This window comes from Micromonospora sp. WMMA1947 (assembly GCF_027497355.1).
Taxonomy (GTDB): Bacteria; Actinomycetota; Actinomycetes; order Mycobacteriales; family Micromonosporaceae; genus Micromonospora.
In genome coordinates, this window is the sequence record NZ_CP114909.1 from 1067983 (window position 1) to 1091533 (window position 23551).

At 72.4% G+C, this 23551-nt stretch carries 22 protein-coding genes; 10 read left to right on the plus strand and 12 right to left on the minus strand.

Annotation, left to right across the window (positions count from 1 at the left end; all coding sequences use genetic code 11):
• Nucleotides 1–36: 36 nt before the first annotated feature.
• Complete coding sequence (ppc, locus tag O7604_RS05065; protein ID WP_269702165.1) at nt 37–2823, plus strand: phosphoenolpyruvate carboxylase; 2787 nt, start codon at nt 37–39, stop codon at nt 2821–2823.
• A gap of 118 nt (nt 2824–2941) precedes the next feature.
• On the opposite strand, the gene O7604_RS05070 is transcribed toward ppc, so the two are convergent.
• Complete coding sequence (locus O7604_RS05070) at nt 2942–3745, minus strand: hypothetical protein (protein WP_281579006.1); 804 nt, start codon at nt 3743–3745, stop codon at nt 2942–2944.
• 54 nt (nt 3746–3799) lie between these two features.
• Here O7604_RS05070 and O7604_RS05075 point away from each other — a divergent pair, with 54 nt between their 5' ends.
• Both O7604_RS05075 and O7604_RS05080 read left to right on the plus strand, forming a co-directional pair.
• A complete protein-coding gene (locus O7604_RS05075) occupies nt 3800–4978 on the plus strand; it encodes a DNA recombination protein RmuC (protein ID WP_269702167.1) in 1179 nt (392 codons plus the stop codon).
• Between the two features lie 148 nt (nt 4979–5126).
• Complete coding sequence (locus tag O7604_RS05080) at nt 5127–8420, plus strand: S8 family serine peptidase (RefSeq protein WP_281579007.1); 3294 nt, start codon at nt 5127–5129, stop codon at nt 8418–8420.
• A gap of 61 nt (nt 8421–8481) precedes the next feature.
• On the opposite strand, the gene O7604_RS05085 is transcribed toward O7604_RS05080, so the two are convergent.
• Together O7604_RS05085 and O7604_RS05090 are read right to left on the minus strand one after the other, a co-directional pair.
• Nucleotides 8482–8892 carry a hypothetical protein gene (locus tag O7604_RS05085; RefSeq protein WP_269702169.1) on the minus strand — a complete coding sequence of 137 codons (411 nt, stop codon included), beginning with the start codon at nt 8890–8892 and terminating at the stop codon, nt 8482–8484.
• Nucleotides 8893–8930: 38 nt separating this feature from the next.
• The gene (locus O7604_RS05090; RefSeq protein ID WP_281579008.1) at nt 8931–9920 is read right to left on the minus strand and encodes a 4-hydroxy-3-methylbut-2-enyl diphosphate reductase; all 990 of its coding nucleotides are present in this window, start codon (nt 9918–9920) and stop codon (nt 8931–8933) included.
• Between the two features lie 87 nt (nt 9921–10007).
• Between O7604_RS05090 and xseA the strand changes: the two genes are divergently transcribed.
• A complete protein-coding gene (gene xseA, locus O7604_RS05095; protein WP_281579009.1) occupies nt 10008–11246 on the plus strand; it encodes an exodeoxyribonuclease VII large subunit in 1239 nt (412 codons plus the stop codon).
• A gap of 12 nt (nt 11247–11258) precedes the next feature.
• Nucleotides 11259–11471: an exodeoxyribonuclease VII small subunit gene (locus O7604_RS05100; RefSeq protein WP_135243344.1), complete on the plus strand. Its 213-nt coding sequence runs from the start codon at nt 11259–11261 to the stop codon at nt 11469–11471.
• Nucleotides 11472–11511: 40 nt separating this feature from the next.
• On the opposite strand, the gene O7604_RS05105 is transcribed toward O7604_RS05100, so the two are convergent.
• Together O7604_RS05105 and O7604_RS05110 are read right to left on the minus strand one after the other, a co-directional pair.
• Complete coding sequence (locus tag O7604_RS05105) at nt 11512–12351, minus strand: hypothetical protein (protein ID WP_269702172.1); 840 nt, start codon at nt 12349–12351, stop codon at nt 11512–11514.
• Between the two features lie 92 nt (nt 12352–12443).
• A complete protein-coding gene (locus tag O7604_RS05110) occupies nt 12444–13133 on the minus strand; it encodes a DUF4245 family protein (RefSeq protein ID WP_281579010.1) in 690 nt (229 codons plus the stop codon).
• 147 nt (nt 13134–13280) lie between these two features.
• On the opposite strand from O7604_RS05110, the gene glpX reads away from it, so the two are divergent.
• Nucleotides 13281–14312, plus strand: a complete 1032-nt coding sequence (gene glpX / locus O7604_RS05115) for a class II fructose-bisphosphatase (protein WP_120573972.1) — start codon at nt 13281–13283, stop codon at nt 14310–14312.
• A 38-nt stretch (nt 14313–14350) separates the two neighbouring features.
• Nucleotides 14351–15289, plus strand: a complete 939-nt coding sequence (locus O7604_RS05120) for a DMT family transporter (protein ID WP_269706916.1) — start codon at nt 14351–14353, stop codon at nt 15287–15289.
• Here O7604_RS05120 and O7604_RS05125 read toward each other — a convergent pair.
• Nucleotides 15286–16224 carry an NAD-dependent epimerase/dehydratase family protein gene (locus tag O7604_RS05125; RefSeq protein WP_281579011.1) on the minus strand — a complete coding sequence of 313 codons (939 nt, stop codon included), beginning with the start codon at nt 16222–16224 and terminating at the stop codon, nt 15286–15288. The genes O7604_RS05120 and O7604_RS05125 overlap by 4 nt on opposite strands.
• Before the next feature lie 140 nt (nt 16225–16364).
• Between O7604_RS05125 and O7604_RS05130 the strand changes: the two genes are divergently transcribed.
• Nucleotides 16365–17051, plus strand: coding sequence for a TetR/AcrR family transcriptional regulator (locus tag O7604_RS05130; RefSeq protein ID WP_269702175.1), 687 nt, complete (start codon nt 16365–16367; stop codon nt 17049–17051).
• A gap of 11 nt (nt 17052–17062) precedes the next feature.
• Here the strand turns inward: O7604_RS05130 and O7604_RS05135 are convergent, their stop codons facing one another.
• The 6 genes from O7604_RS05135 to O7604_RS05160 form a co-directional block, all read right to left on the minus strand.
• The gene (locus tag O7604_RS05135; protein ID WP_269702176.1) at nt 17063–18031 is read right to left on the minus strand and encodes an NAD(P)/FAD-dependent oxidoreductase; all 969 of its coding nucleotides are present in this window, start codon (nt 18029–18031) and stop codon (nt 17063–17065) included.
• A gap of 106 nt (nt 18032–18137) precedes the next feature.
• Entirely contained in the window at nt 18138–18797 is a 660-nt protein-coding gene (locus O7604_RS05140; RefSeq protein ID WP_281579012.1) for a rhomboid family intramembrane serine protease, read from the minus strand.
• A gap of 102 nt (nt 18798–18899) precedes the next feature.
• Entirely contained in the window at nt 18900–19589 is a 690-nt protein-coding gene (locus tag O7604_RS05145) for a transglycosylase SLT domain-containing protein (protein WP_269702178.1), read from the minus strand.
• 233 nt (nt 19590–19822) lie between these two features.
• On the minus strand, nt 19823–21229 hold the full coding sequence (locus O7604_RS05150) for a PhoH family protein (protein ID WP_281579013.1): 1407 nt from the start codon (nt 21227–21229) through the stop codon (nt 19823–19825).
• 317 nt (nt 21230–21546) lie between these two features.
• Nucleotides 21547–21972: a hypothetical protein gene (locus tag O7604_RS05155; RefSeq protein ID WP_269702180.1), complete on the minus strand. Its 426-nt coding sequence runs from the start codon at nt 21970–21972 to the stop codon at nt 21547–21549.
• Nucleotides 21969–22310, minus strand: coding sequence for a hypothetical protein (locus tag O7604_RS05160; protein WP_269702181.1), 342 nt, complete (start codon nt 22308–22310; stop codon nt 21969–21971). Before O7604_RS05160 ends, O7604_RS05155 begins: the two co-directional genes overlap by 4 nt.
• A gap of 264 nt (nt 22311–22574) precedes the next feature.
• Here O7604_RS05160 and O7604_RS05165 point away from each other — a divergent pair, with 264 nt between their 5' ends.
• Together O7604_RS05165 and O7604_RS05170 are read left to right on the plus strand one after the other, a co-directional pair.
• Nucleotides 22575–23015 carry an XRE family transcriptional regulator gene (locus O7604_RS05165; RefSeq protein WP_269702182.1) on the plus strand — a complete coding sequence of 147 codons (441 nt, stop codon included), beginning with the start codon at nt 22575–22577 and terminating at the stop codon, nt 23013–23015.
• A gap of 163 nt (nt 23016–23178) precedes the next feature.
• Nucleotides 23179–23532, plus strand: a complete 354-nt coding sequence (locus tag O7604_RS05170) for a hypothetical protein (protein WP_013284062.1) — start codon at nt 23179–23181, stop codon at nt 23530–23532.
• Nucleotides 23533–23551 lie beyond the last annotated feature (19 nt).

A 23551-nucleotide genomic window follows, 5' to 3' on the forward strand; every position in this document is an offset into this window, starting at 1 on the left:
AGCGCTGTCCTTCGTCCTCGCGTAAGGAGCGCAACCGTGACCGACCAGCATGACCACGACGGCCCCGACGCCGCTCTCCGGGCCGACATCCGCCGCCTCGGCACGCTGCTCGGGCAGACGCTCGCCCGTCAGGAGGGCCGGCCGCTGCTCGACCTGGTCGAGGAGATCCGCGCCCAGGTCCGCTCCGACGCGCCGGCCGCCGCCCAGCGCCTCGCCGGGCTCGACGTCACCACCGGCACGAAGCTGGCCCGCGCCTTCTCCACCTACTTCCACCTGGCGAACATCACCGAGCAGGTGCACCGCGCCCGGGACCTGCGCCGTCGCCGCGCGACCCACGGCGGCTGGCTGGACCAGGCGGCCAAAATGATCGCCGAGCGGGGCGTACCGGCCGAGGAGATCGCCGCCGCGGCCCGCCGGCTGGCCGTACGCCCGGTCTTCACCGCGCACCCCACCGAGGCGGCCCGCCGGTCCATCCTGTCCAAGCTGCGTGCGGTCGCCGACGAGCTGGACACCGAGACCGCGAACGCGATCCTCTACGGCGCCAGCGACGAGGGCCCGGCCAACCGCCGCCTCGCCGAACTGCTCGACCTGATGTGGCAGACCGACGAGCTGCGGCTGGACCGGCCGGACCCGACCGACGAGGCGCGCAACGCGATCTACTACCTGCGCGACCTGTACGCCGAGGCCGCGCCGCAGGTCCTCGACGACCTCGCCGACACGCTGCGCACGCTCGGCGTGGAGACGTCGCCGACGTCCCGCCCGCTGAGCTTCGGCACCTGGATCGGCGGCGACCGCGACGGCAACCCGTTCGTCACGCCCGTGGTCACCCGCGAGGTGCTGCGCATCCAGCACGAGCACGGCATCGCCGCCACCGAGAAGGCGATGGACGACCTGATCACCGAGGTCAGCGTCTCCCGGCGCCTGCGCGCGGTGTCGCTCGACCTGTCCGCCAGCCTGGCCAAGGACCTGGACGCGCTGCCCGAGGTGGCACCCCGGTTCCGCCGGGTCAACGCGGAGGAGCCGTACCGGCTCAAGGCGCGGTGCGTGAAGGCGAAGCTCGCCAACACCCGGGAGCGGCTGCGCGCCGACACCCCGCACGTGCCGGGGCGCGACTACCGGGGCTCGGCCGAGCTGATCGCCGACCTGGAACTGCTGCGCGCGTCGCTGGCCCGCAACTCCGGCCAGCTCACCGCCGTCGGGCGGCTGGCCTCGGCCATCCGTACGGTGTCCGCGTTCGGCCTGCACCTGGCCACCATGGACATCCGGGAGCACGCGGAGAAGCACCACGAGGTGCTGGCCCAGCTCTACGAGGCGGTCGGCGAGGTGTCCGACTACCCGGCGCTGTCCCGGCTGGAGCGCACCAAGCTGCTCGCCGACGAGCTGACCGGCCGCCGGCCGCTCTCCACCCAGGACAGCCCGCTCACCGAGTCGGCCCGCAAGACGTTCGACGTGTTCGCGGCCATCCGTGAGGCGCAGGACCGGTTCGGCCCCGAGGTCATCGAGTCGTACATCATCTCGATGACGCTCGGCGTGGACGACGTGCTCGCCGCCGTGGTGCTGGCCCGCGAGGCCGGCCTGGTGGACGTGCACTCCGGGCGCGCCCGCATCGGCATCGTGCCGCTGCTGGAGACCCCGGCCGAGCTGAACGCCGGTGGTGAGCTGCTGGACGAACTGCTGTCGCTGCCCGCGTACCGGGCGCTCGTGGCGGCCCGGGGCGACGTGCAGGAGGTGATGCTCGGCTACTCCGACTCCAACAAGGAGGCGGGCATCACCACCAGCCAGTGGTCCATCCACCGGGCGCAGCGTGCGCTGCGGGACGTGGCCGCGCGGCACGGCGTACACCTGCGGTTGTTCCACGGCCGGGGCGGCACCGTCGGCCGCGGTGGTGGCCCCACGCACGACGCGATCCTGGCCCAGCCGTACGGCACGCTGGACGGCGCGATCAAGGTGACCGAGCAGGGTGAGGTCATCTCCGACAAGTACACGCTGCCGGCGCTCGCCCGGGAGAACCTGGAACTGACAGTGGCGGCGGTGCTCCAGGCCACGCTGCTGCACACCGCGCCCCGGCAGCCGGCCGAGATGCTGGAGCGCTGGGACGCGGCGATGGACGTGGTGTCGGAGTCGGCGTTCCGGTCGTACCGGTCGCTGGTCGAGGACCCGGACCTGCCCGCGTACTTCTGGGCCTCCACCCCGACCGAACTGCTCGGCGCGCTGAACATCGGCTCCCGGCCGGCGAAGCGCCCGAACACCGGTGCCGGCCTGTCCGGCCTGCGGGCCATTCCGTGGGTGTTCGGCTGGACGCAGACCCGGCAGATCGTGCCGGGCTGGTTCGGCGTGGGCTCCGGGCTGGCCGCCGCGCGCGCCGCCGGGCTGGCCGACGTGCTCGCCGAGATGAACCGGAACTGGCACTTCTTCCGCACGTTCCTGTCGAACGTCGAGATGATGCTGACCAAGACCGACCTGGACATCGCCCGGCGCTACGTCGAGACGCTGGTGCCGAAGAAGCTGCACCCGATCTTCGACAAGATCCAGCAGGAGTACGAGCTGACCAAGCAGGAGGTGCTGGCGGTCACCGCGTCACCGGCGCTGCTGGAGAACTCGCCGGTGCTCCAGCGCACGCTCGCCGTGCGGGACACCTACCTGGAGCCGCTGCACCACCTGCAGGTGGCGCTGCTGCGGCAGTACCGCGAATCGGGCGCCGCCGGGCGGGCGGTGGTGACCGCGCCGGGCGGACGGCGTGCCCCGAACGACGGTACGGCGCTGGAGCGGGCGCTGCTGACCACCGTCAACGGCATCGCCGCCGGCATGCGCAACACCGGCTGAGGTGTAAGGAAGGGCCCCCTCTTAACGCCTAGTGCATAAGAGGGGGCCCTTTTTAACGCCCGCGTGCGCCGAGCGCCGAGCGGCGTCCGACGCAACGGCGCCCGCGCGGCGGTGTCGGCTAGAAGTCGCCGCCGCCGAAGTCACCACCGAAGTCCCCGCCGCCGAAGCCACCGAAGTCGCCGCCGCCGAAGTCCCCGCCGCCGAAGTCGCCACCGGCGTAGTCACCGCCACCCTGGTCGCCGCCCATGTCGCCGCCCTGGTCTCCGAAGTCCTGGCCGTCGCCGAAGCCCTCCTGGTAACCGGCGTCGTACCCCGGGTCGGCGAACGCGGGCGAGAACAGCGCGTCCGCGATCAGGAGACCGCCGACCACGCCGACGCCCGCGCCGAGCGCGGTCTTCCACCACGGCGTGGAGTACCAGCCGGCCGGCACCGGCCGCCCCTGGAACCGGCCACCCGGGTAGTAGTAGGGCGTCGCGTTCCCCGGCTGCGGGCCGGCGCGGAACGTCTGCCCCTGCACGTCGACCTGGCGCTCCTTGGTGAGCGCGCCGGCACCCTGGGCGGCGGCGAGCGGCGGCAGCTCCGGGCCCGGGTCGATGCCCATCGCGGTACGCGCCGCCCGGATGTACGCCAGCCCTTCCAGCGCGGTCTCCCGGGCCAGCCCGAACTGGCGCGGCGTGGTCGCCTGCTCCAGCTGCGAACCGGCGGCGTTGTAGCGCTCACCGGCGTCGGCGAGCGCCTGCCGGACCGCCGGGGCGTCGCCGTGCAGGTTCATCAGCTGGCCGCCGAGCCGCTCGTACCACCGCTGCGCCTCGGCGCGGGCGTCGGCCAGTTCGTTCGACCGACGCGATCTGCTCCCCCTCCGCCAGAACACGAACGCACCTCCGAGCAGCAGGATCAGGACCAGCCACAACGCGAACTCCATGACTCGAACGTACCCACCGGGCGCTCGTCGTACCCGTTTGGCAAGCTCTTGGCCATGAGCTTTGCGACGCTGGCCGTGGTGGTGCTCTGCCTCGCCGCGGGCGGCGCGGTGGGCTGGCTGGCCGCGCGGGCGCGCGCGGCGGCCGACATCGCCCGCCTGGAGGCGACGCTCGCCGCCACCCGGGCCGGTGAGGGGCGGCTGGAGCAGTCCATGCGGGCGCTGAGCTACGAGGCGACGGCGCAGTCCCAGGAGGCGGTCGCCCGCGCGGTGGCGCCGCTGCACGACACGCTGCGCCGCTACGAGCAGCGGGTGGCGGAGCTGGAGCGGGACCGGGTGGACGCGTACGCCGAGCTGCGCGAGCAGGTGCGGTCCATGAGCGCCGTCTCGGGCGAGCTGCGCACCGAGACCAAGCAGCTGGTCGCCGCGCTGCGCGCGCCGCAGGTGCGGGGCCGCTGGGGCGAGCACCAGCTCCGCCGGATCGTCGAGGCCGCCGGCATGCTGGAGCACTGCGACTTCAGCGAGCAGGTCACCGCCGCGACCGACCACCAGGGGGTACGCCCCGACCTCGTGGTACGGCTGCACGGCGGCCGGACGGTGGTGGTGGACGCGAAGGCGCCGTTCGACGCGTACCTGACCGCGATGGAGGCGCGCGACGAGCGCGGGCGCGACACCCACCTGGACGCGCACGCCCGCCACCTGCGTGCGCACGTGGACGGCCTGGCCGCCAAGTCCTACTGGTCGGCGTTCGACCAGACGCCCGAGTTCGTGGTGCTGTTCGTGCCGGCGGATCCGTTCCTCGACGTGGCGCTGCAACGCGACCCGTCCCTGTTGGAGCACGCGTTCGCCCGTAACGTGGTGCTCGCCACACCGGCAACGCTGGTGGCGCTGCTGCGCACGGTGGCCTATTCGTGGCGGCAGGAGGCGCTGGCCCGTAACGCCGCGACGGTCCACTCGCTGGCCCGCGAGCTGTACGGGCGGCTGTCCACTCTGGGTGACCACGTGGGCAAGCTCGGCAGTTCGTTGAGCGGGGCGGTGACGGCGTACAACCGCGCGGTGGGCTCACTGGAGGCGCGGGTGCTGGTCAGCGCCCGCAAGCTGGCCGAGCTGGGCGTCTCCGACGACGAGCTGGCCGCGCCGGCGCAGGTGGAGCTGGCGCCGAGACAGCCGCAGGCGCCGGAGCTGTTGGGCGCGCCGTCCACATCGGCCGAGAGGTCGACAGACGTCGACGCCTAACACGTCGCACGTGATGACGTAGACCGATTCGTGTCACGGACTGATCACAAACCCAGGCCGGGTAGTGACACGTGTCGTCCTGACACGCAGGATCACCGTCACACGTGCCCTGCCCCTCGAGGGCCCTGTTCTCTGGAGGAAGAGAACGTTGAGTAAACCCCCCACGCGCAGCCGGCGTCCGTCCGCCGCGCTCCTGGCCTCGGTCCTCGCGGCCGGTGCCCTGACCGTCGGAGGTGGCACCGGCACCGCGAGCGCCGCCCCCGCCGCCCCGCAACCCTCGCAGCCGACCGCCGCGAAGGCACTGGGCGCACACGACGCCAAGTTGCTCGACGAGGCCGAGGCGAAGAACGCGCCGACCGTCACGATGATCATCGCGGCGAAGAAGGGCTCGGCCAAGAAGGTCGTCGACGGCCTGACCGGCCTCGGTGCCACCGTCAGCCAGCGGTACGACCAGATCGGCTACGTGCTGGCGAAGGTCCCGACCGCGAAGGCGCTCAAGGCCGCCACGCTGCCCGGTGTCGCCGCCGTCGACCTGGACGAGACCATCAAGCTCCCCGACCCGGCGCCCGAGGCTGCTCCGAAGGGCGCGAAGACCGCCACCGGCGCCCAGACGCTCGCCGGGCCCGGCGGTGACACCGGCGCGGTGAACCCGTACATGCCGACGAACGAGACCGGCGCGGAGGCCTTCAAGGCCGCGAACCCGCAGTGGGACGGCCGCGGCGTCACCATCGGCATCATGGACTCCGGTGTGGACCTCGACCAGCCGGCGCTCCAGACGACCACCACCGGCGAGCGCAAGATCGTCGACTGGGTCACCGCCACCGACCCGCTGGAGGACGCCTCCTGGCGCCCCATGCTGACCGAGGTCAGCGGCCCGTCGTTCACCACCTCGCTGGGCACCTGGACCGCGCCGGCCGGCAACTACCGGTTCAACGTCTTCCGCGAGAACATCACCGCGAACAGCGACGCGCGGGGTGACCTCAACCGCGACGGCGACACCACCGACTTCTGGGGCGTGCTCTACAACCCCACCACCGGTGACGTCCGTGTCGACGCGAACCAGAACAACGACTTCACCGACGACGAGGTGATGCGGCCGTACAAGGAGAAGTTCCAGGTCGGCCACTTCGGCACGGACAACCCGGCCACCGCGGTCCGCGAGCAGATCCCGTTCGTGGTCGAGTACCGGCGCAACGTGAACACCGCCCCGGTCGGCGGCCCCGGCCTGGTCGACTACGTCAACATCGGCATCATCGAGAGCACCCACGGCACCCACGTCGCCGGCATCACCGCGGCCAACGACATGCTTGGCAACAGCGCCTTCGACGGCGCCGCGCCGGGTGCCAAGCTGGTCTCCGCCCGCGCCTGCTCCTGGGGTGGCGGCTGCACCGCCGCGGCGCTCACCACCGGCATGGCCGACCTGGTGATCAACCGCAAGGTCGACGTGGTGAACATGTCGATCGGCGGTCTGCCGGCGCTCAACGACGGTTCGAACGCCCGCGCGGTCCTCTACAACGACCTGATCAACACCTACGGCGTGCAGCTGTTCATCTCGGCCGGCAACTCCGGTCCGGGCGTGAACACCGTCGGTGACCCGTCGGTCGCCACCGACGTGGTCAGCGTGGCGGCGAGCGTCAGCAAGGACACCTGGCTGGCCAACTACGGCTCGGTGGTCCGCAAGGACAACGCCCTGTTCAACTTCTCGTCGCGCGGCCCTCGTGAGGACGGCGGCTTCAAGCCGAACATCGCCGCCCCAGGTTCGGCCATCTCCACCGCGCCGACCTGGCAGCCGGGCAACCCGGTGCCGGAGGCGGGCTACCCGCTGCCCCCGGGCTACCAGATGCTCAACGGCACCTCGATGGCCGCACCGCAGGCCACCGGCGCCGCCGCGCTGCTGCTGTCGGCCGCCAAGGCGACCGGCAAGGGCGTCACCCCGGCCGCGCTGCGCCGGGCCGTCTACACGTCGGCCCAGCCGATCACCGGCGTCCCGACGTACGCGCAGGGCTACGGCATGTTCAACGTGCCGGGCGCGTGGAGCCTGCTCGCCAAGGGCGTGCAGACCCGCACCTACACCTCCGAGGCGCCGGTCTGCACCGAGCTGTCGCCGAACCTGACCCGCTACGACCGGGCCTCCGGCACGTTCGTGCCGAACCCGAACGTCGGCACCGGCCTCTACAACCGCTGCGCCGCCGACCGTGGTGGCCAGAAGGTCAAGGAGAGCCGCCACTACGAGGTGAAGCTGACCCGCACCAGCGGCCCGAACAAGGGCATCAAGCACGAAGTCGCCTTCCGGGGCAACGACGGCACCTACAGCGCCCCCAAGGTGGTCTGGCTGCCGCTGAACAAGACCGTCACGGTCAAGGTGAAGGCCAAGCCGATGACCGCCGGCGCGCACGGCGCCATCATGACCGTCGACGACCCGGCCACCAACGTGGTCGACTTCGAGGTCGCCACCGTCGTGATCGCCTCGAACCCGGTGTCCGCGCCGGCGTACTCCTTCTCGGCCGAGGGCTCGGTCGAGCGGAACAACTTCCGGTCGTACTTCGTGACCGTCCCGCCGGGTGCGGGCGCGCTCCAGGTCAACCTGTCCGGCATCGCGACCGGCTCGCAGACCCGGTTCATCGCCATCAACCCGTACGGCGTGCCGGTCGAGAGCACCGCCAGCACCGCCTGCTACACCAACTTCTCCGACGCGGCGGTCTGCAAGCCGCAGGAGCGGGACTACCAGAACCCGCTGCCGGGCGTGTGGGAGATCGAGGTGGAGGCGCGTCGCACCTCGCCGGCGCTGGACAACCCGTTCCGGCTCCAGGCCCGCGTGCAGGGCGTCACGGTGGAGCCGGCCGTGGTCCAGCTCCCGTCGGTCACCGCCGGCACCCCGGCGCCGGTGAGCTGGAAGCTGACCAACACCTTCGGCCCGGTCCAGGTGACCGGCGTCGGCGGCCCGCTGGCGAGCGTCCGGGCCGAGCGGCCCAGCATCACCGAGGGCGCGACCCAGGAGTACGTGGTGGAGGTGCCCGCGGGCGCCACCTCGTTCACCGCCCGGATCGGCAACCCGTCCGACCTGAGTGCCGACCTGGACCTGACGGTCTTCCGCGGCACCACCCAGGTGGGGCAGTCGGCCGACGGTGACTCGGAGGAGGCGGTCACGCTGACCAACCCGACTCCCGGCACCTACCGGGTCGTGGTGGACGGTTACTCGATGAGCGACCCGAGCACCGCGTACGACTACCGGGACTCGTTCGCGTCCCCGGCGCTGGGCACGCTCTCCGCGCCGTCCACGCCGCTGTCCCTGGCCAACGGCGCCACCGCCACCCTCACCGGCGCGGTGACCGCCCTGTCCACCCCGGCCGAGGGCCGGGAGCTGTACGGCGACATGGCCGTAACCACCACCGAGGGCGCTGTCGTCGGCCGCGGTTCGGTGGAGATCCTCGCGGTCAACTGAGCCGCTGACACGACGGAGCCCCGTCCCCTCTCGCAGGGGGCGGGGCTCCTTCGCGTCGTCGTCAGGCGGGGCGGGCGGACTCGACCACGAACGGGGTGCCCTGCTGGCAGGTGGTCATCATGCCCGGTTCGGGACGGCCGGTGACCTCGACCTTGGCGCCGGCCTTGAGCACGTCACGCGGCCCGCCGACGAGCAGGTGGCCGTCGAGCAGCAGGCAGTTCGGCTCGACGCCGGCCTGCACGGTGCCGCTGATGACGGTGCCGCCGACACCCGGCGGGGTCGACGGGCCGCCCTTCCAGGAGGGGCCGGGACGCTTCGGGCTCGTGCCGGGGTCGGGCTGGCTGGTCACGGGGGCGGCTCCCGTCGTACTCGGGCTCGGGCTGGGATCGGCGGACCCGTCGCCGGGTGCGGCGCAGGCGGTCAGCGCGAGGCCGGCGAGCAGTGCGACGAGCACCGTACGAGGAGTCTTCATGGTCGGTTGGACGCGGCGGCCGGCCGATCCGTTCCCGGTCAGCCGCGGGCCGCGGCGGCGGCCTTCATGTCGCGCTTGAGTTCCTGCGGCAGCGAGAACGTCAGCCGCTCGTCGGCGGTGGTGATCTCCTCGACGTCGCCGAAGCCGCGCTCGGCCAGGTACGCGAGCACCTGCTGGACCAGCTCGTCGGGCACGCTCGCGCCGGAGGTCACACCCACGGTCCGGGCGCCGGTGAGCCAGGCGTCCTCGATCTCGTGCGCGAAGTCGACCAGGTGCCCGGCACGGGCCCCGGCGTCCAGCGCCACCTCGACCAGGCGGACCGAGTTCGAGGAGTTGCGCGAGCCGACCACGATCACCACGTCGCACTCGGGGGCGATCTCCTTGACCACGTGCTGGCGGTTGGAGGTCGCGTAGCAGATGTCGTCGCTGGGCGGCGACTGGAGCAGCGGCAGCCGCTTCTTGAGCCGGGCCACCGTCTCCAGCGTCTCGTCCACCGACAGCGTGGTCTGGGAGAGCCAGACCACCTTCTCCGGGTCGCGCACGGTGACCTTGTCGACCCCGTCCGGGCCGTCCACGAGCTGGATGTGGGCGGGCGCCTCACCGGCGGTGCCGATGACCTCCTCGTGCCCCTCGTGGCCGATGAGAAGAATGTCGTAGTCCTGTGCGGCGAACCGGCGGGCCTCGTGGTGCACCTTCGTGACGAGCGGGCAGGTGGCGTCGATCGCCCGCAGCGAGCGCTGCTTGGCCTGCTCGTAGACCTCGGGGGCGACGCCGTGGGCGGAGAAGATGACGGTGGCGCCCTCGGGCACCTCCTCGTTCTCCTCCACGAAGATCGCGCCCTGGGCCTCCAGCGTGCGCACCACGTGCTTGTTGTGCACGATCTGCTTGCGCACGTAGATCGGCGCGCCGTAGAGCTTCAGCGCCTCCTCGACGGTCTGCACCGCCCGGTCCACGCCCGCGCAGTAGCCGCGCGGGTTGGCCAGGAGCACGCGCTTGCCGGTCCGGGGAGTCGTCTCAGCGTCAGTCACCCGCCCATCGTACGTGCCGCTCTCCCGCGCGGCAGCGGCCGCGAGGCGCACGCGGGCGCTGTCGGTCCCGGGCCGTAGGGTGGGCGGGTGAGCGCGGGAGAGGACGGCCGGGGGGCACCGGACGGACGGAGCACGGCCGAGGAGCCGTGGCCGGTCCGGGTGGTCAGCCAGAAGGTCGGCGCCTGGATCGCCCGCCTCGGCTGGGTGTGGGTCGACGGCCAGGTCGCGCAGATCAGCCGGCGGCCCGGCGCGAGCACCGTCTTCCTCACGCTGCGTGACCCGTCGGCCGATCTCAGCCTGACCGTCACCACCAACCGGGACGTGCTCGACGCGGGCGCTCCGGAGCTGCGCGAGGGCGCCCGGGTGGTGCTGCACGCCAAGCCCGAGTTCTACGCCGCACGGGGCACGCTCAGCCTGCGCGCCGACGAGATCCGCCAGGTCGGTCTCGGTGAGCTGCTGGCCCGGCTGGAGAAGCTCAAGAAGCTGCTCGCGGCCGAGGGCCTGTTCGACCGGGCCCGCAAGCGGCGGCTGCCGTTCCTGCCGGGCCGGGTCGGCCTGATCACCGGCCGCGCCTCCGCGGCCGAGCGCGACGTGCTGACGAACGCCCGCCGCCGCTGGCCCGCCGTCGACTTCCGCACGATCAACGTGGCGGTGCAGGGGCCGAGCGCGGTGCCCGACATCGTGGGGGCGCTGAAGGTGCTCGACGCCGACCCGGCCGTCGACGTGATCGTCATCGCCCGGGGCGGCGGCGGCATCGAGGATCTGCTGCCCTTCTCCGACGAGGCGCTGTGCCGGGCGGTCTTCGCCTGCCGCACCCCGGTGGTCAGCGCGATCGGCCACGAGACGGACGCGCCGCTGCTCGACTACGTGGCCGACGTGCGCGCCTCCACCCCGACCGACGCGGCGAAGCGCATCGTGCCGGACCTGACCGAGGAGGTCCGCCTGATCGGCCAGGCCCGGTCCCGACTGGAACGGGCCGTTCGTCACCTGGTCGACCGGGAGCAGCACCGGATCGACCTGCTGCGCTCCCGCCCGGTGCTGGCCCGGCCGCAGGTGATGGTCGAGCAGCGGGCGGTGGACGTGTCCGCGCTCCGCGACCGCGCCGGCCGGTCGCTGGAGCACCGGCTGCGGGGCGCCACCGACGACCTGCGGCACACGCTGGCCCGGCTGCGCGCGCTGTCGCCGGCGGCCACGCTGGAGCGTGGCTACGCGATCGTGCAGCGCGCCGACGGCCACGTCGTCCGCGCGGCCGCCGAGGTCGCCAAGGGCGATCCACTGCGGGTACGCCTCGCAGAGGGCGAGCTGACCGCCACCGTCGACGGCTGAGGGATGAGGGACATGACCGGGACGAAGCAGGACGAACAGCTCAGCTACGAGCAGGCCCGCGCCGAGCTGGCCTCGGTGGTGGAGAAGCTGGAGGCGGGCGGCACCTCGCTGGAGGAGTCGCTGGCCCTCTGGGAGCGCGGCGAGCAGCTCGCCGGGGTGTGCCAGCGCTGGCTGGACGGCGCCCGCGCCCGCATCGACGCCGCGCGGCAGCGTACCGAGGACTGACGGTGGGGTTCGGCGATCGCGCCGAACCCCACCGCAGAGGTCAGTTGAACAGGTTGTACAGCTCGGCGGGGGCCTCCACGACCTGGTCCGCCGAGGGCTTCTGGGCCGGGGCCGCGTTGCCGTAGTCGGTGTAGGTGATCTTCAGATCCTGCGCGGCGTTCTGGCCGGCGGCCGGGATCTTGAGCACCATCTCGCTGAGCCGGCCCTGCGTGTCGACCTTGGCGGTGAACGGCACCGACTGGGCCTGCGCCCCGAGCGCGGTGATCACGGCCGGGTCGAGCGAACCCGCCTCGGCGGCCTTCGACACGTCGACGGTGCCCTCGTACGCGCCCTCGCCGGTCTGCCGTACCTCGGTGATGCCCTGGGTGAGGACGGCGCTGCCGGCCGGGTCGAGCTTCTCGAAGTCGAAGCCCAGCGACCGGTTGCCCTTGATCCGGTTCTGGTCGAGGTGGTGGTACTTGCCGGTGTTCAGGTTCTTCACGCCGGGGATCTGCGCGGCCGCCGAGCCGCCGAGTTCCAGCTTGACCCAGCTGTCCGGCTTGGCGTGGATGAGGTCCAGCTTCATCATCAGGTCCGACGCCGGGTCGCCGATGGTCATCCGCATGTCGGCGCTCTGGCTCGGCTCGTGCACCTGCCCTTCGGCGGTGGAGCCCGCGCCGGTCATGGTGAACTTGAAGTTGCCCTCGCGGATCGCGTTCGTGGAGTCGAGCAGAGCCTGCTTGGCCGCGCTGCTGGACGCCGTGGCGCTCGGTGCGACGCTGCCGGAGGCACTCGGGGTCGCGGAGGCGCCGGAGGTCGTCGCGTCGCCGTTGCAGGCCGCCAGGCCGGGAATGAGCAGCGCCGCGGCGAACGCGGTGGCGCTGAAGCGTCGTATCTTCACGTCAACCTCTCCAGGTGGGTCGTCCGGGCTCGATGTCCCTTCTGTTCCCGGAAGCGGGGTTCCGCAATCCCGCCTCACCCGGAGGGAGGACGTCAGCGCAGCGACGCGGCGAGCTTGCGCAGCTCCGTCTCGCCCGCGTCACCGACCACGATCACGGTGCGGTCCGGCTCCAGCAGGACGAGTGCCTGCTCGTTGCCGCGCGCCGTGTAGCGCTGCCAGCTCAGCCCGTCGGGCAGGTCGGCCGCGCCCTGCGGCTGCCCCTCGGTCAGCTCCGCGGACAGCAGCTTCTCCGCCGGGACGTTGCTCTCCACGAGCTGCGCGCCCCGGCCCTCCGGGGTCACGTACCCGATCCGCAGCGTCGAACCGTCCGCCTCGGTGCGGAAGCGGGCGTTCACCGTACGCCAGTCGTCACCCAGCCCGGTCGGTTCGCTGACCGGGAACACGTTCGCGGAGCGGGCCTGCTCCAGCGCGGGCGCCGGGTCGACGGTCACCGGCGAGTCACCGCCGAGGAAGCCCCGGTAGAAGGCGAGCAGCAGCGCGATCGGGACCAGCAGGATCAGCAGGGACAGCGCCATGTCCTTCGGCGACCGCTCGGACCGGGCCTTCTCCTTGCCGGCGGGCGGCGCGGGGGTGTCCGCCACGGCGGCCGGCTCGCCCCGGTCCGCGACGAGCGCGGGCTGCCCCTCGGGCGGGGTCGGGCCGCCGTCCGGTCGGACCGGCGGCTGTCCCTCCGGCGGGGTGGCGTCGGTCGGTGTGCGGTCGGCAGGCTGCGCGGCTTCCACCCGGCCATTGTCGCAGCCCACCGGGGGACGTGATCCTGGCCTCCTCCGCCCCGCCGGGACGGCGAACCTGAGATCGTGTGAGGATCAGCGACAAAACCGGCGGCGGTGGCCGCCGGTCCCACCCCGCAACGTCGCGAGGAGGCCGCCATGACAACCACCAGTACGCGGACGCCCCAGGATCTCGACCGCAACCTCGCCCTCGATCTGGTCCGGGTGACCGAGGCCGCGGCGATGGCCGCCGGCCGCTGGGTCGGCCGGGGCGACAAGGAGGGCGGCGACGGCGCAGCGGTCGACGCCATGCGCAAGCTGATCAACTCGATTCCGATGCGCGGCGTCGTGGTGATCGGCGAGGGCGAGAAGGACAACGCCCCGATGCTGTTCAACGGCGAGGAGGTCGGCGACGGGACCGGCCCCGAGGTGGACGTGGCGGTCGACCCGATCGACGGCACCACGCTGATGAGCAAGGGCATGCCGAACGCGCTGGCGGTGCTCGCGGTGGCCGAGCGCGGCGCGATGTTCGACCCGAGCGCGGTCTTCTACATGGAGAAGCTGGCGGTCGGCCCGATGTACGCCGACGTGGTGGACATCAACGCCGGCGTGGCCGAGAACATCAACCGGATCGCCAAGGTCAAGGGCACCGACGCCGCCGAGGTGACCGTGTGCGTGCTGGACCGGTCACGTCACGACGACCTGGTCAAGCAGATCCGGCGTACCGGCGCGGGGATCCGGTTCATCTCCGACGGCGACATCGCCGGTGCCATCGCGGCGGCCCGCGGCGAGTCGGACGTGGACGTGCTGATGGGCATCGGCGGGACCCCGGAGGGCATCACCGCCGCCTGCGCGCTCAAGTGCATGGGCGGCATGATGCAGGCCAAGCTCTGGCCGAAGGACGACGACGAGCGCCGCAAGGCGCTGGACGCCGGGCACGACCTGGACCGGGTACTGTTCACCGACGACCTGGTCACCGGCGACAACTGCTTCTTCGTGGCCACCGGCGTCACCTCCGGCGACCTGCTGCGCGGCGTGCGCTACCGCTCGGGCGGGGCGTACACGCAGTCGATCGTGATGCGTTCCAAGAGCGGCACGATCCGGGTGATCGACTCGTACCACCGTCTGGAGAAGCTCGCCCTCTACTCGGCCGTCGACTTCGACGGCCGCCCGCTGGCCGAGCAGGAGTGAGCCGAGCCGGGACGGCGGCACCACCGGCACCGCCGACGCTGTCGACCGGGCGACGTGTCGCCGGTGTCGGGTTGGCCACCGCCTCGGGCGTGATGGTCGCCGTCCAGTCCCGGATCAACGGCGAGCTGGGCGTACGCCTGGCCGACGGGATCGCCGCCGCGGTGGTCTCGTTCGGTGTGGGTCTGCTGATCCTGCTGGTGCTGGTCCCCGCCACCCCCGGTGGACGGCGGGGACTGGCCGCCCTGCGGGGTGCGTTGCGCGCCGGCTCGCTGCGCCCGTGGCAGTGCCTGGGCGGCGTGTGCGGCGCGTTCCTGGTGGCGACGCAGGGGCTGACCATCGGCGCGCTCGGCGTGGCGGTCTTCACCGTCGCGGTGGTGGCCGGGCAGTCCGGCAGCAGCCTGCTCGTCGACCGGGCCGGCATCGGCCCGGCCGGCCGTCAGCCGGTCACCCCGAACCGGCTGATCGGTGCGGTGCTCACCGTGCTCGCCGTCCTGCTGGCGGTGGGCGACCGCCTCGGTGACCCGCAGGCGCTGGCGCTGGCCCTGCTGCCGCTGGCGGCCGGGGTGGGCATCGCCTGGCAGCAGGCGGTGAACGGGCGGGTCCGGGCGGCCGCGGGCAGCGCCATGACCGCCACGCTCGTGAACTTCACAGTCGGCACGGCGGCACTGCTCGTGACCTTCGCGGTGGACCTGGCGGTACGCGGCCGACCGGCCGGCGCGTTCCCGGACGAGCCGTGGCTCTACCTCGGCGGCCCGCTCGGCATCGTGTTCATCGCGCTGGCCGCCGCCCTCGTCCGGTTCACCGGGGTGCTGCTGCTCGGCCTGGCCACGATCGCCGGGCAGATCGTCGGCGCCGTGCTGCTGGACCTGGTGCTGCCGACCGCCGCCTCGCACCCCGGGCTGGACACGCTGCTCGGCGCGGCGCTGACCATGGTCGCCGTGCTCGTCGCCGCCTTCGGCCCGGCCCGCCGCCCCTAACGGGCGGCGGCGGGCGCGGCGGCGCGCAGGCCGGTGACCATCTCGTCGACGACCCGGTCCAGCGGCGTTCCCTCGATCCCGAACGTCTCGCTGGCGGCGGTGGAGTCCATCACGAACGGCCGGGCGAACTGGTGCGCGGTCTCCCGCATCTCCCGGGCGAACGGGTCGGCCAGGCCACCGAGCCAGAGCACCGGGTGGGGCATCCGGGTCAGCCGGGGTGCCGGCGCCCCGGCCCGCTCCGCCGCCCGGTCGGCGAGCGCCCGCATGGACATCGGGGGCGCGCTCGGCACGTGCCAGGCCCGTCCCCAGGCCCGCGGGTCGGTGGCGGCGGCCACGAGGGTACGGGCGACGTCTCCCACGTACGTCCAGGTGTGCGGCGCGTCCCAGGCGACCGGCAGGAACACCCGCCGCCCGGCGAGCACCTTGGGCAGCACCATCATGGGCAGCGACTTGCCGCCGAGGCCGATGTAGTCGGATCCGCGTACCTCGGTGATCCGGGCCCGGCCGGCGCGGTGGGCGTCCAGGGCGTCGGCCCACATCCGGTTGCGGACCCGGCCCTTGACGCCGGTGGCGGCGAGCGGGGTGGCCTCGGTCATCGGTGCGTCGACCCGGCCGTACCCGTAGAGGTTGCCGACTGTGGCGAGCACGGCGCCGCTGCGCTCGGCGGCGGTGAGCAGGGCGGCTGCGAGCGGCGGCCAGTCCGTCTGCCACGTGTGGTACTCCGGGTTGGCGCAGTTGTAGAGCGCGTCTGCGCCCTCGGTGAGCGCGGCGAGCCGGTCCGCGTCGGCGGCGTCAGCGGCCACCCGCTCGATCGCCGGGTGCTCGGGGCCGGTGCCGCGCCGGGTCATCATGCGCACGCGCTCGCCGCGCTCGGCGAGGAGGCGGGCGGTGGCGGTGCCGACGGGACCGGCGCCGACGATCACGTGCAGTGCCATGACAGGTTCCACCTTTGCTGAAGCAGTTGTCCGAAGCGAGAGCACCGCTCTCGAAACAGAGCATGACTCATGCGGGCGGTACCGTCAAGAGCAGTGCTCTCTCTTTTGATTGCTGCTCTCATCCGTGGCAGAGTGAGGGCATGGTCGCTCCCTCGCTCCGCGCCCGGGTCCGCGCCGGGATGATCGAAGAGATCAAGACGGTGGCCCGCCGACACCTGGACACCGACGGCGCGAACCTCTCCCTGCGCGCGGTGGCCCGCGACCTCGGCATGGTCTCCTCGGCGATCTACCGCTACTTCCCCAGCCGCGACGACCTGCTCACCGCGCTGATCCTCGAGGCGTACGACGCGCTCGGCGACGCGGTGGAGGCGGCCGACGCCGGCGCCGACCCGGCCGACCTGCGCGGACGCTGGCTCGCCGTCTGCCGGGCCGCCCGCGCCTGGGCGCTGGCCCACCCCGCCGAGTACGCGCTGCTCTACGGCAGCCCGGTGCCCGGGTACGCCGCCCCCGACGAGACGGTCGCGCCGGCCCAGCGCCCACCGGTGACCCTGATCGGCATCCTGCGCGACGGACTGGCCGCCGGCCGGCTCGCCCCGCCCGGCGAGGAACTGCCCGAGCCGCTACGCGGCGACGTGACCGAACTGGTCGAGCAGATCGGCATGGACGTGCCACCCGCGCTGCTGGCCCGCGGCATGGCCGGCTGGACCCAGCTGTTCGGGCTGATCAGCTTCGAGCTGTTCGGCCGGATCAACCGGGCGCTGCCGCACCGCGACGAGTACTTCGACCACCAGATCGGCCTGATGGCGGACCTCATCGGCCTGCCCTGACGCCGTCGGCGTCAGGTGCCGTCGGAGGAGTGACCGGGGAACAGGTGCGCGGTCGGGTCGATGACGACAGCCGCGTTGTTCACAGCCGTGGCGGCCTCGCCGAAGCCGGTGGCGATCAGGCGGACCTTGCCCGGATATTCGGTGATGTCGCCGGCGGCGAACACACGGGGCAGGTTGGTGGCCATCGCGCTGTCCACCACGATGTGCCGCCGGTCGATGTTCAGCCCCCACTCGGCGAGCGGGCCGAGGTCGGCGGTGAAGCCGAGCGCGGCCACCACCGTGTCCACCGGCAGCGTCTCCACCTCGCCGCCGCGTACGGTCAGCTCGGCGCCGGTGACGGTCTCCTCGCCGTACAGTCGGCTCACCTCGGCGTTGACGACGATCCGCACCGGCAGCGCGCGGACGCGCTCGATGGTGGCGGCGTGTGCCCGGAAGCGGTCGCGTCGGTGCACGAGCGTCACCGACCGGGCCAGCGGGGCGAGCGTGGCGGCCCAGTCGAACGCCGAGTCGCCGCCGCCGACGATGAGCACGTGCCGGTCGGTCAGCTCCGCCGGCTGCGGCACGAAGTAGACGATGCCGCCGCCGGTGAAGCTCTCCGCGACCGGCAGCGGCCGGGGCGTGAAGCTGCCGAGCCCGCCGGTGACCACCACCGCGCCGCAGCTGAACTGCTCGCCGCCCGCAAGGCCCAGCACCGGCCGGCCGTCGAGGTAGGACAGCTTCTCCGCGCGTACGCCGAGCACGTAGTCGGGGTGGAACGGCGCCGCCTGGGCGACCAGGTTCGCGACCAGCTCGCGGCCCTTGATCGCGGGGAAGCCGGCGACGTCGAGGATCAGCTTCTCCGGGTACATCGCGGTGACCTGGCCGCCCGGCTCGGGCAGCGCGTCGATCACGGCCACGGAGAGTCCGCGGAAACCGGCGTAGTAGGCGGCGAAGAGCCCGGCAGGACCGGCCCCGATCACGGCGACATCGACCTCGCGCATGGCTCACCGTCACTTTCCGCTTCGGGATCAACCCACGCTGATGCGGAAACGGTAGGCGGGCGGGTGGCCGCGGGCAAGCATGTCCCGGGGTCTGATCAACGCGCCGTCAGGGCAGCGTCATCCTCGGTGAGCCGAGGCGGTCGGCGTCGTCGGTGTCCCTGCGGCGGCGGAACAGGATCGCCGCCACGACGCCGCCGAGCAGCCCGAACAGGTGGCCCTGCCAGGAGACGCGCTCGTCGGTGGGGAGGATGCCGAGCAGTTGCCAGCCGTAGAGCAATCCGACGAGCAGGCCGACGGCGAAGTTCCACCAGCTCCGCTCGACGACGCCCCGGGTGAGCAGGATGCCGAGGTAGCCGAAGATCACGCCGCTGGCGCCGACCACCACCGAGTTCGGCGACCCGGTGAACCAGACGCCCAGACCGCTGACCAGGATGATGACCCCGGTCGACCAGAGGAACCGGCGGGTGCCCGCGGCGAGCACGAACGTGCCCAGCAGGATCAGCGGGATGCTGTTGCTGTAGAGGTGGTTCCAGCCTGCGTGCAGGAACGGTGAGAAGAAGACGCCGTCGAGGCCCTGGATCCGCCGCGGGATGATGCCGGCGGTGTAGTCCAGGCCGAGCCGCAGGCCGACGTCGAGCGCCTCGATGAGGAACAGCACCGGCACGACCGCGCACATGGCGACGAAGGCGCGGCCGAGCGCCGCGTAGAACGCATCGGTGCCGAACCGGTGAGGGTCGCCGCCGCGGAGGCTGTCGGGCCAGGTCACCTACCAAGAGCTATCAGCAAAAGTGGCAGGCCGCCAGTCGAGGGCCGATACGACGACGGCGGGACACCGGGTCTCCCCGTGTGTCCCGCCGTCGCCGTGATGTCAGTACCAGCCCGAACTCTGCGACTTCTGCCAGGCGCCGCAGGGGGTGTCGTACCGGCCCTTGATGTAGCCGAGCCCCCACGTGATCTGGGTCGCCGGGTTGGTCTTCCAGTCGTCGGCCACCGAGGCCATCTTGCTGCCCGGCACGGCCTGCGGGATGCCGTACGCCCCGGAGGAGCTGTTGGAAGCCTTCGGGTTCCAGCCGCTCTCCTTGGTCCAGAGCTTGTCCAGACAGGGGAACTGGTCGATGCCGAAGCCCTTGTCGAGCATGATGGCGCAACCGACCTTCCGGTTGCCGCTGTACTCCGCGCACGAGGACGGGATCGGGCCGTTGTACGGCTTGACCTTGGCCTCCGCCTCCTCCTCGGCCGCGGCCCGCTCCTTCTTGCGGGTGGCGGCGGCCGCCTCGGCCTTCTTGGCCCGCTCGGCGGCCTCCTTCGCCGCCGCTGCGGCACGCAGCTTCGCCTGGTACTCGGCGGCACGCTGCCGGGACGAGTCCACGCGGTGGTCGGACAGCCGGTCACGCTGGTACGCGTACTCCGCCTGGTCGACCTCCAGGCCGACCTGCGCGGTCAGGCCCTGCTGCTGGGTCTGTCGATCCTCACCCAGATAGAAGCCGCCGGCGACGCCCACGGAGAGCAGCGCGACAGCGGCCGTACGGGCGCCGAACCGGCTCCAGAGCCGACTCACGAAGTTTCCCTTCGTCGGGGGCAGGGACACGGCACGCGCATGACCGGGTTCGGGTCACGCCGGCGCCGTGAGCGCACCGGTACCGGTGTGACTCCGGGCCGTGTCCGGCTCCCGAGTGGTAGGTGACGCTCGATGGACACCATTGCGCACAGTGAGGCCGGTGGGAAATGGCCGGGCACAAAAGTGATCTGCGTCACCCTAAAAATGCGGACAAAGTAGGGCAGAAGCGGCAGTCAGCCGGGGATGTCCTCCAGCAGATCGGTGACCATAGCGGCGATCGGAGAACGCTCCGATCGGCTGAGCGTGACGTGCGCGAAGAGGGGATGCCCCTTCAACGCCTCGATCACCGCCGTCACCCCGTCGTGCCGGCCGACTCGCAGATTGTCCCGCTGGGCCACGTCGTGGGTGAGCACCACCCGCGACCCCTGACCGATCCGGGACAGCACGGTCAGCAGGACGCCCCGCTCCAGCGACTGCGCCTCGTCCACGATGACGAACGCGTCGTGCAGGCTCCGGCCGCGGATGTGGGTCAGCGGCAGCACCTCCAGCAGCCCGCGCGAGGTGACCTCCTCCAGCACGTTCTCGTGCACCACCGCGCCGAGCGTGTCGAAGACGGCCTGCGCCCAGGGCGACATCTTCTCCGACTCCGACCCGGGCAGGTAGCCGAGTTCCTGACCACCCACCGCGTACAGGGGACGGAACACGATCACCTTCTTGTGCCGGCGCCGCTCCATCACCGCCTCCAGGCCGGCGCAGAGCGCCAGCGCGGACTTGCCGGTGCCGGCCCGTCCACCCAGCGACACGATGCCGATCGACTCGTCCAGCAGCAGGTCGAGCGCGACCCGCTGCTCCGCCGAGCGTCCGTGCACACCGAACGCCTCCCGGTCGCCCCGGACCAGGCGGATCGTCTTGTCCGGCAGCACCCGGCCCAGCGCCGAGCCGCGTCCCGAGTGCAGCACCAGGCCGGTGTGGCAGGGCAGGCCCGCCGCCGCGTCGACGTCGAGCGCCTCCCCCGCGTACAGCCGGCCGATCTCCTCCTCGGCCAGGTCCAGTTCGGCCATTCCGGTCCAGGTCGGGTCGCTGGCCTGGCCGTGCCGGTACTCGTCGGCGCGCAGGCCCACCGAGGCCGCCTTCACCCGCAGCGGCATGTCCTTGCTGACGAGCGTCACCTCGCGCCCCTCGGCGGCCAGGTTGAGCGCCACCGACAGGATGCGCGCGTCGTTGGACTCGTTGCGGAACCCGGGCGGCAGCACCCCGTCGTCGGTGTGGTTCAGCTCCACCCGCAGCGTGCCGCCCTGGTCGTTGGCCGGCACCGGACGGTCCAGCCGGCCGTGGCGCACGCGCAGCTCGTCCAGCATGCGCAGCGACTGACGGGCGAACCAGCCCAGCTCGGGATGGTGCCGCTTGCCCTCCAGCTCGGAGATGACCACCAGCGGCAACACCACCTCGTGCTCGGCGAAGCGGTGGAACGCCGCCGGGTCGGACAGCAGAACCGAGGTGTCCAGGACGAAGGCCGGTCCGGCTGGTCGAGGCTCCTCGGCCTCCGCGGCGGCGCCACGGCGGCTGCGGGTGGTCCGGCGGGTCGGGGCGGTCGAGGCCGGGGGCTGCTCGGCTCCGGCGGGGGTACGGCGAGTGGTCACAGGCCTGCTCCGCGGATGGGCACCCGGCCACCCGAGTTCCGCCTCTTCCGGTGCCCGGAGGACACGGGGTCGGATGCGGGCCCCGTGCGCGAGGACGCAGGTCCGGGCTGTCCGGATGGCCCGGGAAAACCCCGTGCCATGCCTAGACGCTAATCGCCACGGGGCCGCGCGGCTAGAGGCGCGCGTGGATCATCGTGCGGTCGTCGCCGGACGTACACCCGTTCGAGTGACCGGCGCACCGGAACCGGCCGGGATGCATGCCCCCTGCGCGCACCCCGGCCGGTCGTCCACTGCGGCGCCGCGTCGCGGCGCGGGCCTCAGCCCTGCCGGCGCACCAGCGTGCCGGCCCGGGGGCCGGCGCCGGCCGCGCCGAAGGACGATCCGGTGTACGTGGTGCCCACCCGGCCCACGGCGCCGAGCTGAGCGGTGGCGGTGACCCGCACGGCCGGGGCGGAGCCGGGCCGGGCCGCGACCGCCGCGGGTACGGAGGTGCCGGCGAACGGCACGGCCGAGCGCCCGGCCGAGGTCACCACCGTGGGACTGGGACCGGACAGTGCGGAGGCGATCGCCGCCTGGGCGTCGCGGCGGCGGCGGTTCCAGGCGCCTCGGTCGCCGTCGAAGTAGCCCTGGCGGTAGCCGAACCGGTAGCCGATGCGGTAGCTGAGCTGGCCGTGCAGGCGACCGGCCGCGTAGCAGGTCGACCCGAGCACCAGGACGAGCACCACGGCGAGAAAGGGGGTCATCGCTCGTCCGTCCCGGTGAGTGGGTCGGCCACGAGCAGCCGCTCCAGGTCGTCGGTGCTGACCTCCTCGACCAGCTCGACGCTGATCCGGCAGCCGTCGAGGATCACCTCGGCCACCGACGACCGGCGGATCTCCCCGCCGGAGTCGTAGACGCGCACGCTCAGCTCGGGGCAGCCGAGGTGGGTCCGCCAGGCGTCCCACTCCCCCCGGTCGCCGACGCTGAGCGAGAGGTACCGGCACCCGCGGGCGAGGTAGAGACGCCAGGGGGCGCTCAGCCCGGCGGAGACTCCGTCCGCGATCAGCCCGAAGGCCTGGGCGCGGGTCGCGAGCTCGGTCACGAAACCCCCTCGGCACCCGCGGAGTGACGCATGTGAGCACTCGTCGTCTCAAGCACGTGACACACCGTAAGTTGTCTCATGAGCGTGACAGTATCAGCTTTTCAGGCCGTTGCCGCCGTACTGGCGTCCATCTATTCTGCCCGGGTGACACCCCTCAGGAGCAGCACTCAATCGTTTACCGGAAACTCCGGACCATCGTCACGTCGGCGTGACAGCAGCGTGCCGAGCCAGCCTCTCGGGACCGACTGGCCGTACCGTCACGGGGTGACCGAGACGACCAACGCACGGAAGATCGCGTTCGCCACCTTCGTCCGGCGCGCGCTCGACGACGCCCGCGCGCTGCGGGCCTGGAGCGGCACCGAGGTCTCCCGGCGCACCGGCGTCTCCCGCCAGACCATCAACCGATGGGTACGCGGCGACTGGGCCAGCGACCCCGAGGCGGAACGGGTGGTCGCCTTCTGCGAAGGGCTGGGCCTCGACCCGGCAGCCGCGTTCACCGCACTCGGCTGGGACCGGGCCGCCGGGCCGCGTACCGCGCCGACACCGCCCCCGATGGATCCGGACGTGGAGGCGCTGCTGCGCCGGCTGGTCGACCCGAGCGTGTCCGACGCGGAGAAGTTCCACATTCGAGAAACCATTCGTTACCTCGCATACCGCCCAACCTTGCCGGGCGGTGTCCGAAATAGGGGTAAACAGGCCGGGTAGTTCCTCAGATGGCGAAAGAACGGAAGGTCAGACCCGATCGTTTCGCCTCGGGGACGGATCGGACCCGCTAGCGTCCACGTTTGTACTGCTGAGGGCTCGTCATCGGCGGGGGGACGGGATACAGCCGAACCCAGCCCTGCGGGACAGAAGGAGGGGTCTGTCCATGACCCTGAAATGGTTGGCAGTCGTGGTCGCGGTGGTGTCGCTGACATCGTGCGTGACCGGCAACGTGGTGGTCGGCGTACTGGACGGCGGGCAGCTTCCCCTGGTCGTCAACCTTTTCGCGCTCACCACGGCCGGCACCGCGGTCATCCTCGCCGTCGTCGCCGAGCTGCACGATCGGCTCAACGACCGGGTCAGCGCGCTCACCGAGTTCCTGGTGGCGCGGCTCAACGAGATCGAGGCGCACACCGGCGACCGCAACACCGGCTTCGTGGAGGGCTACCTGCTCAGCCACGGGCAGGAGGCGGCCGTGGTGCCGTTCGGTCGCCGGGGACGAGGAGCCGCCGAACGCTGATCCCCGACGTTCCGACGTC